This is a genomic window from Aeromonas lacus (assembly GCF_000764665.1).
GTDB classification, from domain to species: Bacteria; Pseudomonadota; Gammaproteobacteria; order Enterobacterales; family Aeromonadaceae; genus Aeromonas; species Aeromonas lacus.
Genome location: NZ_JRGM01000136.1, coordinates 32,743 through 44,642 on the forward strand (window position 1 = coordinate 32,743; position 11,900 = coordinate 44,642).

Genomic DNA, 11,900 nt, shown 5'->3' on the forward strand with positions numbered 1-11,900 from the left:
TAAAAAAAGCCCGCCGGTGCAAACCGGCGGGCTTTTTGTTTTCTGGTGATCTGGCAGATCAGACCCCGACGTGGAAGGCCTGCTTGAGGTTGCGGATAAACTCCGCATCCCGGCAGAGGGTCTTGCCCGGGCTGTCGGAGATCTTGGCAACCGGGCCGCCGTTGCACTCCATCAGCTTGAACACGATGTTCATCGGGCTGACGCCGGGCAGGTCGCAGGTGAGCTTGGTGCCGATGCCGAAGCTGGTGTTGATGCGGCCGCGGAAGTGGCGGAACAGTTCGACCGCCTTGTCGAGATTGAGGCCGTCCGAGAAGACCAGGGTCTTCTCGGCAGGATCGATACCGAGGCGCTGATAGTGGCTGATCGCCTTCTCGCCCCATACCACGGGATCGCCGGAGTCGTGGCGCAAGCCCTGATAGCGGCTGGCCAGCTCGAAGTCGAAGTCGCGCAGGAAGGCATCCATGGTGATGCAGTCGGTCAGCGCAATGCCGAGATGGTCGGTGAACTCGTCCAGCCAGCTGGTGAGGGCGGCGCGCTGGCTGTGTTCGAGCGGGAAGCCGAGCTGCTGGTGAGCCTGGAACCACTCGTGGGCCTGGGTGCCGACGGCGGGGAGCTGGTATTTCTGGGCCAGCATGTAGTTGCTGGTGCCGCGAAATGCCGGCAGCCGCTCCTTGAGGAGCCCCACTACCGCATCCTGTACTGCATGGGAGAAGCGGCGGCGGGTGCCGAAGTCGATGAGGCTGAACTCGCTCATCTCGTCACTACTCAGCTCCCGCTCCAGCTTGTCGATCTTCTGATCGAGCCGCTCCAGCGCGTGGCTGACGCCAAACTGGGGGTAGCGGAAGCGGTTGCGCATCTCGCTGATGATGGCGAGCACCGGGATCTCCCACAGGATCACATCCTGCCACGGCCCTTCGACCCGCACATTGATGCGGCCATCCTGCTCGAACACCTTCAGCAGGGAGGCGTCGAGCGGCTTGCGGCGCAGATGGTCGAGGTAGTCAGGGGTGAAGAAGGGGCGCTCGGCCAGAAAGTGGTGCTCGGATTTGGTCAGCCGCAGGGAGCCGGCGAGGCGCAGTTGCTCCTCGATCTGCCCCATCATGGGCAGCAGGTCCTCTTCGTTGCGGCTGTGGAATTCGGCCACCACCTCGGCATCCGGATAGCGATGGAACACCGCTTGCTGCATGTGCAGCTTGTAGGCGTCGGTGTCGAGCAGGCTGGTGAGTATGGGTGGCATATCAGACTCCCCGCAGGCGGGTGAACGCAAGAGCGCTCCCCTGCCGCTTTTGTAGATTGCAGACGCCGGTATCGGGCAGGCTGATGAGAATGGGGGGCATATCAGGCGTCCAGCAGGCGTTGAACATCGGTCAGGGTCTGGGCCAGTTCGGCGCCAGCCTCGATCATCTGGGTGTGGGCGCTGGCAATCGTCTCGGGCGCGATGCCACGGCAGGCATCGAGGTGGACGATCACCCGGAAACCGGCGCGGCGCAGTTGCAGCACGCTGGTCTTGACGCAGTAGTCGGTGGCGAGGCCGCCGACCAGCACAGTGGTGACACCACGGGCTTGCAGGAATTCAATGAGGCCGGTACTGCGGCGCTCGGCCAGATCGTGGAAACAGGTGCCATAGGGGTGCAGGTCAGGCTCGACTCCCTTCCAGACGAAGAAGTCATAGTCGATGGGAGCGGGCAGGCCGTCGAGCAGCTCGAACCCCTTGCTGCCGGGGACGCAGTGTACCGGCCAGGTGAGATCGGCGTTAGGCAAATCAAGCGGTTGCAGCATGGTAGCAGGCTCGCTGGCCACCCAGACCGCATTGGCGGGGTGGGCATCCTTGCTGCCGATGCGCAGGCTGGCGAGAGTGGCCTGAGCGTTGAGGGCCGCCACAATATCATCCCCGCCCGCGACGGGCAGTTCGTTCGGGCAGAGAGGGGTAAAGCCCTTCTGCGCATCAATATCCAGACTGGCGACGGTTCCCATGATTGGCTCCTGCACATACTATTCGTGTGATATTATCTACCAAACATTAATGGAAGGCGAGCAGGGCGATCGGGATGCTGAGAATGAGTCTGGATATGGTGGTGCTGCGGTTGCATGAGGAGCGGCTCGAGCTGCTGCTCGAGACCCGCGATCGCCCCCCTTTTGCCAACTGCTGGCAACTGCCTGCCCTGCGCATCGACGAGACGCTGGACCGGGATCTGGACGCCGCCCAGCGCCGCCTGCTGGCGGAGTGGGGGCTGGGTGACTGCTACAGCGAGCAGGTCTGCACCCTCGGCAATCTGGAGCGGGATCCCCGCGGCTGGTCCACCACCCTGGTTTACCTCTGTCTGGTGGCGCCTGAAGTGGAGATCCGCCACGGCTGCTGGCATCCGGTCTCGACCCTGCCGGGCATGAGCCTCGCCTTCGACCATCTCCAGCTCATCGCCAAGGGGCTGGAGCGGCTGCGGATCAAGAGCCGCTACAGCACTCTGCCGCTGCAACTGCTGGGTACCGAGTTCACCCTCTCGGAGGTGCAGCGCGCCTTCGAGATCATCCTGCAAACACCCATGAATACGGCCGCCTTTCGCAAGCGGATCCATCGTGCCGACATCCTGGTGGACACAGGCCGCAAGCGGACTGGCAAACAGCGCCCCGCCATTCTCTACCGGATGGAAAGCCCCTGCTGCGTGATGTTCGATCAGGTGATGCACGGAGCGGAAGCATGAGCGCATCCCCTGTTCGTGTGCTGGTGAGTGCCTGCCTGCTGGGTCAGCCGGTGCGTTACGATGGTCAAAGCAAGGGGATCGTCAGCGACTGGCTCAGTGAGCTGGGTGCCGAAGGGCGAACTCTGGCGTTTTGCCCCGAAGTGGCGGGTGGTCTGCCGACCCCGCGTCCTCCTGCCGAGCGGCAGGGAGAGCGAGTGATGACGGCGAGCGGGCTGGATGTGACTGCCGAGTTTGACCGCGGCGCCGAGCTGGCGCTGGAAATCTGTCAGGCGCAGGGTATTCGCTTCGCCCTGCTGAAAGAGGGGAGCCCCTCATGTGGCAGCGGCCGTATCTATAACGGCCGCTTCGAAGGTGTTTCTGTGGCAGGCGAGGGCAAGACCGCCACCCTGCTGCGCCGCCACGGTATTGCAGTGTTCTCCGAGGATCAGTTGGCCGAGTTGGCTTCTGCGCTCTCTTTGGATTCATCCCCGGATTTGGCGGCAACCGGCAGCGGTGCCTGACCGCTCTGCCATCCCTCCAGCACCTCGTCCTTCTCTTGCCAGCGCTGGTTTAGCCACTCCTGAAAACCGCGCTTGAACTGCTTGTCGTTGAAGTAATCCCCTATCAGCAGCTCATCCACCGGCAGCTCCTCAATCCGCACCTGAATGCGTTTTACCCGTCCCATCAGGAAGTCCTTGAACGGGGTCTCGGCATTGTCCGGATAGCGGATGGTGACGTTGATCAGGCTGTCGAACTGCTCGCCCATGGCAGCCAGCGTAAAGGCCAGCCCCGCCGCCTTGGGCGGCATCAGGTGACGATAGCGGGAGCGGGCGGCATCCCGTTTCTGCTCGGTGAAGCGGGTCCCTTCCACGAAGTTGATGACAGTGGTGGGGATGTGGCGAAACTTCCCGCAGGCATTGCGGGTGGTCTCGATATCCTTGCCGCGCAGGTGCGGGTTGCGCAGCAAGAATTCCCGTGAATAGCGGCGCATAAAGGGCATGTCGAGCCCCCAGCAGGCCAGCCCCAGCAGCGGTATGTATATCAGCTCGTGCTTCATGAAGAACTTGGGCACCGGCAGCCGGTCCCGGAACAGGTGACCCAGTACGACTATGTCGGTCCAGCTCATGTGGTTGCTGATGACGAGATACCAGCCATCCTTGCGCAGTCGGGTCTTATCTTCGATCTGCCAGTCGATGCGCATCGTGAGACGGATCACCAGCGCATTGCAGGCCAGCCACAGGCGCATGAAGCGGTTGTTGAGGCGGCTGCAGGCGCGGCCAAACGCCGGGATCGGCAGCAGCAGTTTGGCTAGCGACACCAGCAGGATCAGGCTGGCGCACAAGGCGGTGAACAGGATGGTCAGGCCGGCACTGATGATCAGCACCAGCGGGCCAGGAAGCATGGATAACATGAGTGTTTACTGCGCCTTGGTTGCCAGCAGCTGGTTCAGGGTCTGGTTCTTCTCGTGCCAGATCCCGTTCAGCCACTGCTGAAACTCTTGTTGGAACTCGGGGTCATTGAAGTAATCCCCCACCAGTTTGCGGTCGATCGGCAAATAGCGGATCTGAACCTTGATCTTCCCGACCCGGCCACACATGAAATCCCAGTAGCTGGGAATGCCGTCCGGGTAGGCGATGGTGACATCCACCAGTTGCTGCAACTGGTCACCCATGGCGGCCAGAGTAAAGGCGATGCCGCCTGCGCGCGGATGGAGCAGGTGACGGTAGGGCGAGCCTTGCTTCTGGTGCTTGGTCGGTGTGAAGCGAGTGCCCTCGACGAAGTTCATCACACTCACCGGAATGTGGCGGAACCGGGCACAGGCTTTACGGGTTGTCTCTATGTCTTTTCCCTTCAGATGGGGATGTTTTTCCAGAAACTTTCTGGAATATCGCCGCATGAAGGGGAAGTCGAGCGCCCACCATGCCAGACCGAGAAAAGGTACCCAAATCAGCTCTTTCTTGAGGAAAAACTTCAGGAAGGGGATTTTTTGGTTAAAAACCCGCTGCAATACCAGTATGTCGACCCAGGATTGATGGTTGGCAATCACCATATACCACTCATTCCGGCGCCCTTTGTCCACTCCGACCACCTCGAAAGGGGTTCTGATAATGGTTTTCTGGATCAGGTTGTTGAAACCGATCCAGCAGCTGGCACAGCCATCCAGCAGCCAGTTGCAGAGGGTGCGCCACCCCTTGAGGGGGAGCAGGAGTTTGAGCAGACCCAGCGAGAAGATGGGGACAAACCAGAAGAGGGTGTTGAAAAAATAGAGCAGGGTGGAGAGGCTGCCACGCAGTCGCTCTGTCAGCTTATTGGGCATGAGTTCGGGTCCGTCTTGCTGTCGATAAAGGGCCATCAAGTGGTCAGATCTGTGGCCATAATATCAGCCGATGGCCCGTGAGACCATTAAGAGCCGTTATGGAGGGCGGACTCATCCTTTCCCTTCTGTCAGCTGCTGCGTAGTCGCGACAGCAGCCGATCCATGGCGCGATAACCGAGCGCCTCGATAAGATGCTCCTTGCCGATAGCCGGTTGTCCCGCCAGATCGGCGATGGTACGAGACACCCGCAGGATGCGGTGCCAGGCCCGGATACTGAGCCCCAGCTTCTGGATGGCATTCTCCAGAAATTCGGCATCTTGCGCTGATAATCGGCAAATCTCTTCGATTTCACGGCTATCCAGCAGATTGTTGAGCTTGCCATTGCGGCTCAGCATGCGCTCCCGCGCCGCCAGCACCCGATCGCGGATCTGCTGGCTCGACTCCCCCCGCTCCGCCTTGCCGGTCAGGCTCCCCTTGGGCAATAGCGGCACCTCCACAGTCAGGTCGAAGCGGTCGAGAAAGGGGCCGGAGAGCTTGCCGAGGTAGCGCAGGATCTGATCCGGGCTGGAGCGGGTCTGGCCGTCGCCATAGTGGCCGCAGGGGCTGGGGTTCATGGCGCCCACCAGCTGGAAGCGGGCGGGGAAATCCACCTGACGGGCGGCCCGGCTGATGGTGATGTGGCCCGTCTCCAGTGGCTCGCGCAGTGAGTCGAGCACCTTGCGCTCGAATTCGGGCAATTCATCCAGAAACAGCACCCCGTTGTGGGCCAACGAAATTTCGCCGGGCCGCGGGTGGCTGCCGCCGCCCACCAGCGCCACCGCCGAGGCGCTGTGGTGCGGCGTGCGATAGGGTCTGTGGTGCCAGTGACCGGCGCGCGGGGTGAGGCCGCCGATGGAGTGGATGGCGGCGGTCTGCTGCGCCTCTTGCTCGCTGAGCGGTGGCAGAATGCCGGGCAGACGGCTCGCCAGCATGCTCTTGCCGGTGCCGGGCGGGCCGATGAACAGCAGGTTGTGGCTGCCGGCGGCGGCAATCTCCAGCGCCCGTTTAGCCTGTGACTGGCCGATCACATCCTGCAGATCCGGTACATCGGGCAGACTCTCCGCGTTTTGTTGATCCGGCAGTGGCAGCTCGTATTGGCCTGCCAACCAGGCGGTGACGGCCAGCAACTGGTGAGCGGTGCGCACCTCTGCATCCTGAATGAGGGAAGCTTCGGGGCCATTCTCCCGCGGCACCAGCAGGGTGCGCCCCGCATCCCGGCAGGCGAGCACGGCGGGCAACACGCCGAGCACGGGGCGAATTTCGCCGGTCAGGGCCAATTCGCCTAAAAATTCGTGATCGAGCAGGTATTTTGCAGGTATTTGTTTTGAAGCTGCGAGAATTCCGATGGCAATGGCCAGATCGAAACGGCCGCCTTCCTTGGGCAGGTCAGCGGGCGCCAGATTGACGGTGATGTGTTTGCTCGGAAACTCGAAATTGCCGTTGAGCAGGGCGCTGCGCACCCGATCCCGCGACTCTTTCACCGAGGTTTCCGGCAGGCCGACCATGTTGAAGGCGGGCAGGCCGTTGGAGAGGTGGACTTCCACTGTAACTTGCGGGGCCGCGATCCCGAGGCTGGCACGGCTATAAACCACAGCTAATGACATAAATCCCGTCCTTGAGTTGATATATGTTCTGACTAACTGCTCATTGTTGGTTTTTTATTCCAGAGTTTCGGCTGAGGAATAGCCAAAATCAGTGGGTTGTCACAGAAAAAAGCCTTGCCCAATAAAAATCACCGTGCTAGTTCTAATAGCCATTCGCGGTGCAAATCGCCCCAATTTCACAGGATTTCCGGTTGTAACTATGAACATGGCCTCCCGTTTCGTCAGCATTATTGTGGTCCTAGTGGTGATTATTATCTCACCGCTCGGGGCTCGTTTAGCTGCACGGAACAAGGGATAGACCTACCACCGGACAGAACGAAACAAGCGACCCCCGAGCCTCACAGCTCGGGGGTTTTTTTTCGACCAAAGGACAGGATTTTCCACATGAACGGCGCGCAGTTTTTGGTACAGGCTCTCAAAAAACAGGGTGTGACCCAGGTGTTTGGTTACCCGGGTGGGGCCATCATGCCGGTCTACGATGCCCTGTATGACGGTGGTCTGGCCCATCAGCTCTGCCGCCACGAGCAGGGCGCTGCCATGGCCGCGGTGGGTTATGCCCGCGCCTCCGGTCAGGTGGGCGTCTGCATCGCCACCTCCGGCCCCGGCGCCACCAATCTGGTGACCGGTCTGGCGGAGGCGCTGCTCGATTCTGTGCCGCTGGTGGCCATCAGCGGTCAGGTGCCCTGTTCCGCCATCGGCACCGATGCATTTCAGGAAGTCGACGTGCTCGGCATGTCCCTCTCCTGCACCAAGCACTCCTTCATGGTGACCGATGCCGCCGATCTGGGGCGGGTGCTGGCAGAGGCTTTCGCCATCGCCACCGAAGGGCGTCCGGGTCCTGTGCTCATCGACTTGCCCAAGGATGTGCAGCTGGCCGCCGTGCCTACCCAGAGCCCGCTGTTTGCGGTGGAAGAGCCGGAAGCCCTCAACCCCTCGGAGTTGGCCGCCGCCCGCACCCTGATCGCCGCCGCCGAGCGCCCGGTGCTCTACGTCGGTGGAGGAGTGGGCATGGCCAATGCAGAGCAGCAGTTGCGCGACTTTGCCACCGTCACCGGCATGCCTGCGGTCACCACCCTCAAGGGGATTGGCGCGCTCGACCCCGATAGCCCTGTTTATCTGGGCATGCTCGGCATGCACGGTACCAAGGCTGCCAACTATGCGGTGCAGCAGAGCGATCTGCTGCTGGTGGTGGGTGCCCGTTTCGATGATCGGGTGACCGGCAAGCTGGAGGAGTTTGCCCCCGGGGCCAAGGTGATCCATCTCGATGTGGACGCCGCCGAGTTCGGCAAGCGCCGTGCCGCCGAGGTGGGGATCACCACGGATCTCAAGCGGGTGTTGCCCGCCCTCGCCATGTCCCTCTCGATTGACCCCTGGCGTGAACACTGCGCCGCCATGGCCCGCGAATATGCGTTTCGCTACGACCATCCGGGTCAGGCCATCTACGCCCCGGCCCTGCTCAAGCAGCTCTCTGCCCGGCTGCCGGAGAGCAGCGTGGTCGCCTGCGATGTGGGCCAGCACCAGATGTGGGTAGCCCAGCACATGCGCTTCACCAGCCCGCGCAATCACCTCTCCAGTGCCGGTCTCGGCACCATGGGGTTCGGTCTGCCCGCCGCCATCGGCGCCAAGATGTCGCGCCCGGAGGATGAAGTGGTGCTGGTGAGCGGTGATGGCTCTTTCATGATGAACGTGCAGGAGCTCGGCACCATCCGCCGCGCCCAGCTCAAGGTGAAGATGGTGCTGCTGGATAACCAGCGCCTCGGCATGGTGCGCCAGTGGCAGGAGCTGTTTTTCGACGGCCGCTACAGCGAGACCATCCTCTCCGACAATCCCGATTTCGTCGCCCTGGCTGCCGCCTTCGGCATTCCGGGCGAGACCATCACATGCAAGGAGCAGATAGCCGGTGCCCTCGACCGCCTGCTGAAGAGCGAGAGTGCCTATCTGCTGCATGTGGCTATTTCAGAGGAAGAAAACGTCTGGCCCCTGGTTCCGCCGGGAGTCGCCAACCACAAGATGATGGAGCAACGCCCATGAATCCGCACACCCTTGCCCAGCCAGCATTTGCACAGCACACCCTGCATATCCACGCCCAGCACAGACCCGAAGTGATGGAGCGGGTGCTGCGGGTGGTGCGTCACCGCGGCTTCAATCTCTGCGCCCTTAATATGGAGCAGGATTGCCAACAGCTGCGGATCACGGTTACTGTCGAGTCGGTGCGTCCCATCCAGCAGTTGTGGAGCCAGCTGGTCAAGCTGGTGGACGTCTCCCGGGTCGATGCACTGGAACAGCAACCCCGGATCAGAGCTTAAGGAGCCAAGCCAATGTCACAGCCTTCCCAATCCGCCACTCACCCCCAATACATCTGGTTCAACGGCAAACTTGTGCCCTGGCAGGATGCCCAGGTGCACGTGATGAGCCACGCCCTGCACTATGGCTCCTCGGTGTTCGAGGGGGTACGCGCCTACGATACCCCCAAAGGCACCTGCATCTTCCGTCTGCAGGAGCACACCCGCCGCCTGTTCGACTCCGCCAAGATCTACTGGATGGACGTCCCCTACAGCGAGTCCGAAGTGAATGAAGCCTGCCGCACCGTGGTGCGCGAGAACGGCCTGAAGAGCGGCTACCTGCGCCCGCTGGCCTTTGTCGGCAACGTGGGGCTGGGGCTGCATCCGCCGCTGGATGCCAAGGCCGACCTGATGGTAGCTGCCCTGCCGTGGGGCGCCTATCTGGGGGAAGAGGGGCTGAAAAACGGGGTGGATGTGTGCGTCACCTCCTGGAATCGGCTCGCGCCCAACACCATTCCCACCGGCGCCAAGGCCGGCGGCAACTACCTCTCTTCCCAACTGATCAGCCGCGAGGCCAAGCGCAACGGCTTCGCCGAGGGGCTAGCGCTGGACGTGAACGGCTACCTGAGCGAAGGGGCGGGGGAGAACCTGTTCCTGGTGAAGAACGGTGTGCTGTTTACCCCGCCCGCTACCGCCGCCATCCTGCCCGGCATCACCCGTGACACCATCATGACGCTGGCTCGCGACCTCGGTTATGAGGTGCGCGAGCAGGCGCTGCCCCGCGAAGCCCTTTATGTGGCGGATGAGATCTTCATGACCGGCACCGCCGCCGAAGTGACCCCGGTGCGCTCCGTCGATCGGATGAAGGTGGGCGCTGGCAGCCGTGGCCCGGTGACCGAGCAACTGCAAAACGCCTTCTTCGGCCTGTTCAACGGCCAGACCGAAGACAAGTGGGGCTGGTTGACGCCAGTTAACGACTGAGTGCAGAGGGGAGGCGTCATGCCTCCCCGAGTCGCTTCCGGTGAGGGCTGCCCAGTAGAGCCTTCACCAGGATCGATTCCGATCCACTCGAATCATCACCGCATAACGCATCGAGCCCATATGGGCATTCAGGGAGTAGAGACAATGCCGAAGTTGAGATCCGCCACCACCACCCACGGACGTAACATGGCCGGGGCCCGTGCCCTGTGGCGCGCCACCGGAATGACCGATCAGGATTTCGGCAAACCCATCATCGCCGTGGTCAACTCCTTTACCCAGTTCGTGCCGGGCCACGTTCACCTCAAGGATCTGGGCCAGCTGGTGGCGCGCGAAATCGAAGCCGCCGGCGGCGTTGCCAAGGAGTTCAACACCATCGCCGTGGATGACGGCATCGCCATGGGCCACGGCGGCATGCTCTACTCCCTGCCATCGCGGGAGCTGATTGCCGACTCGGTGGAGTACATGGTCAACGCCCACTGCGCCGATGCCATGGTTTGCATCTCCAACTGCGACAAGATCACCCCGGGGATGCTGATGGCCGCACTGCGCATCAACATCCCGGTCATTTTTGTCTCCGGCGGCCCGATGGAAGCGGGCAAGACCAAGCTCTCTGACCAGATCATCAAGCTGGATCTGGTAGACGCCATGATCCAGGGTGCCGACCCCAAGGTCTCCGACGCCCAGAGCGAACAGGTGGAGCGCAGTGCCTGCCCCACCTGCGGCTCCTGCTCCGGCATGTTTACCGCCAACTCCATGAACTGCCTGACCGAGGCGCTTGGCCTCTCCCAGCCGGGTAACGGCTCCATGCTGGCGACCCACGCCGATCGCGAGCAGCTATTCAAGCTGGCGGGTCAGCGCATCGTGACGCTGGCCAAGCGCTGGTATGAACAGGATGACGAGAGCGCCCTGCCGCGCAATATCGCCACCAAGGCGGCGTTCGAGAACGCCATGGCGCTGGATATCGCCATGGGCGGCTCCACCAATACCGTGCTTCACCTGCTGGCGGCGGCGCAGGAAGCCGGGGTGGACTTCACTATGGCCGATATCGACCGCATGTCCCGCAAGGTGCCGCAGCTGTGCAAGGTGGCGCCCTCTACCCAGAAGTACCATATGGAAGATGTGCACCGCGCCGGTGGCGTGGTGGCGATTCTGGGCCAGTTGGAAAAAGCGGGTCTGGTACACGGCGATACCCGCACTGTGCTGGGTTGCTCTCTCGTCGAACAGCTCAATGAATATGACGTCAGCCGTCAGCCGAGTCAGGAGGTGGTGGACTTCTACCGCGCAGGCCCGGCCGGGATCCGCACCACCAAGGCGTTCAGTCAGGATTGCCGCTGGCCGGAGCTGGATCTGGACCGTGCCGAGGGCTGCATCCGCTCGCTGGACAACGCCTACAGCCAGGAGGGCGGCCTCGCCGTGCTCTCCGGCAACCTCGCGGTCAACGGCGCCATCGTCAAGACCGCCGGGGTGGATGAAGAGAACCTCACCTTCCGTGGTCCGGCCCGGGTATTCGAGAGTCAGGAGAGCGCGGTGAACGGCATCCTCGACGGCACAGTGAAAGCGGGCGAGGTAGTGGTGATCCGCTACGAAGGGCCGAAAGGGGGCCCCGGCATGCAGGAGATGCTCTACCCCACCACCTATCTCAAATCCATGGGCCTCGGCAAGGCGTGCGCCCTGATCACCGATGGCCGTTTCTCCGGCGGTACTTCAGGCCTCTCCATCGGCCACGTTTCGCCGGAGGCCGCTTCCGGCGGCACCATAGGTCTGGTGGAGGATGGTGACATCATCAGTATCAACATCCCGGCTCGCAGCATGGTGCTGGAAGTGGCCGACAGCGTGCTGGCCGCCCGCCGCGTCGCCGTGGAAGCTCGAGGCTGGAAGCCGCTCGATCGTCAGCGTCAGGTCTCTTTTGCCCTGCGCGCCTATGCCATGTTCGCCACCAGCGCCGATAAAGGTGCGGTGCGCGATCGTTCGATGCTGGGGGAATAAAGATGAATTCCAA

The 11,900-nt window shown here is 62.3% G+C and carries 11 protein-coding genes; 6 read left to right on the forward strand and 5 right to left on the reverse strand.

Features of this window, described 5'->3' with window-relative positions:
- Nucleotides 1–58: 58 nt before the first annotated feature.
- Complete coding sequence (pncB, locus tag LG31_RS0112155; protein ID WP_033114738.1) at nucleotides 59–1,237, reverse strand: nicotinate phosphoribosyltransferase; 1,179 nt, start codon at nucleotides 1,235–1,237, stop codon at nucleotides 59–61.
- 101 nt (nucleotides 1,238–1,338) lie between these two features.
- Nucleotides 1,339–1,974 carry a nicotinamidase gene (locus LG31_RS0112160; protein ID WP_033114739.1) on the reverse strand — a complete coding sequence of 212 codons (636 nt, stop codon included), beginning with the start codon at nucleotides 1,972–1,974 and terminating at the stop codon, nucleotides 1,339–1,341.
- Between the two features lie 74 nt (nucleotides 1,975–2,048).
- Between LG31_RS0112160 and LG31_RS0112165 the strand changes: the two genes are divergently transcribed.
- Together LG31_RS0112165 and LG31_RS0112170 are read left to right on the forward strand one after the other, a co-directional pair.
- Nucleotides 2,049–2,699, forward strand: coding sequence for an NUDIX hydrolase (locus LG31_RS0112165; RefSeq protein ID WP_033114740.1), 651 nt, complete (start codon nucleotides 2,049–2,051; stop codon nucleotides 2,697–2,699).
- The gene (locus LG31_RS0112170) at nucleotides 2,696–3,199 is read left to right on the forward strand and encodes a 2-thiouracil desulfurase family protein (RefSeq protein ID WP_033114741.1); all 504 of its coding nucleotides are present in this window, start codon (nucleotides 2,696–2,698) and stop codon (nucleotides 3,197–3,199) included. The genes LG31_RS0112165 and LG31_RS0112170 overlap by 4 nt, the downstream gene beginning before the upstream one ends.
- Here the strand turns inward: LG31_RS0112170 and LG31_RS0112175 are convergent.
- The 3 genes from LG31_RS0112175 to LG31_RS0112185 form a co-directional block, all read right to left on the reverse strand.
- The gene (locus LG31_RS0112175; RefSeq protein WP_033114742.1) at nucleotides 3,124–4,089 is read right to left on the reverse strand and encodes an acyltransferase; all 966 of its coding nucleotides are present in this window, start codon (nucleotides 4,087–4,089) and stop codon (nucleotides 3,124–3,126) included. The two genes, LG31_RS0112170 and LG31_RS0112175, sit on opposite strands and share 76 nt — an antisense overlap.
- Before the next feature lie 6 nt (nucleotides 4,090–4,095).
- Nucleotides 4,096–4,995 (reverse strand): acyltransferase, encoded by a 900-nt coding sequence (locus LG31_RS0112180; RefSeq protein WP_033114743.1) that lies wholly within the window; start codon nucleotides 4,993–4,995, stop codon nucleotides 4,096–4,098.
- Nucleotides 4,996–5,123: 128 nt separating this feature from the next.
- Nucleotides 5,124–6,638 (reverse strand): YifB family Mg chelatase-like AAA ATPase, encoded by a 1,515-nt coding sequence (locus LG31_RS0112185; RefSeq protein WP_033114744.1) that lies wholly within the window; start codon nucleotides 6,636–6,638, stop codon nucleotides 5,124–5,126.
- A gap of 384 nt (nucleotides 6,639–7,022) precedes the next feature.
- Between LG31_RS0112185 and ilvG the strand changes: the two genes are divergently transcribed.
- From ilvG to ilvD, 4 genes are all read left to right on the forward strand, one after another.
- Complete coding sequence (ilvG, locus tag LG31_RS0112190; protein WP_033114745.1) at nucleotides 7,023–8,669, forward strand: acetolactate synthase 2 catalytic subunit; 1,647 nt, start codon at nucleotides 7,023–7,025, stop codon at nucleotides 8,667–8,669.
- The gene (gene ilvM / locus LG31_RS0112195) at nucleotides 8,666–8,944 is read left to right on the forward strand and encodes an acetolactate synthase 2 small subunit (protein WP_033114746.1); all 279 of its coding nucleotides are present in this window, start codon (nucleotides 8,666–8,668) and stop codon (nucleotides 8,942–8,944) included. The genes ilvG and ilvM overlap by 4 nt, the downstream gene beginning before the upstream one ends.
- Before the next feature lie 12 nt (nucleotides 8,945–8,956).
- Entirely contained in the window at nucleotides 8,957–9,901 is a 945-nt protein-coding gene (locus tag LG31_RS0112200) for a branched-chain amino acid transaminase (RefSeq protein ID WP_005342010.1), read from the forward strand.
- 144 nt (nucleotides 9,902–10,045) lie between these two features.
- Complete coding sequence (gene ilvD / locus LG31_RS0112205; RefSeq protein WP_033114747.1) at nucleotides 10,046–11,887, forward strand: dihydroxy-acid dehydratase; 1,842 nt, start codon at nucleotides 10,046–10,048, stop codon at nucleotides 11,885–11,887.
- The last annotated feature ends 13 nt before the right edge of the window (nucleotides 11,888–11,900 follow it).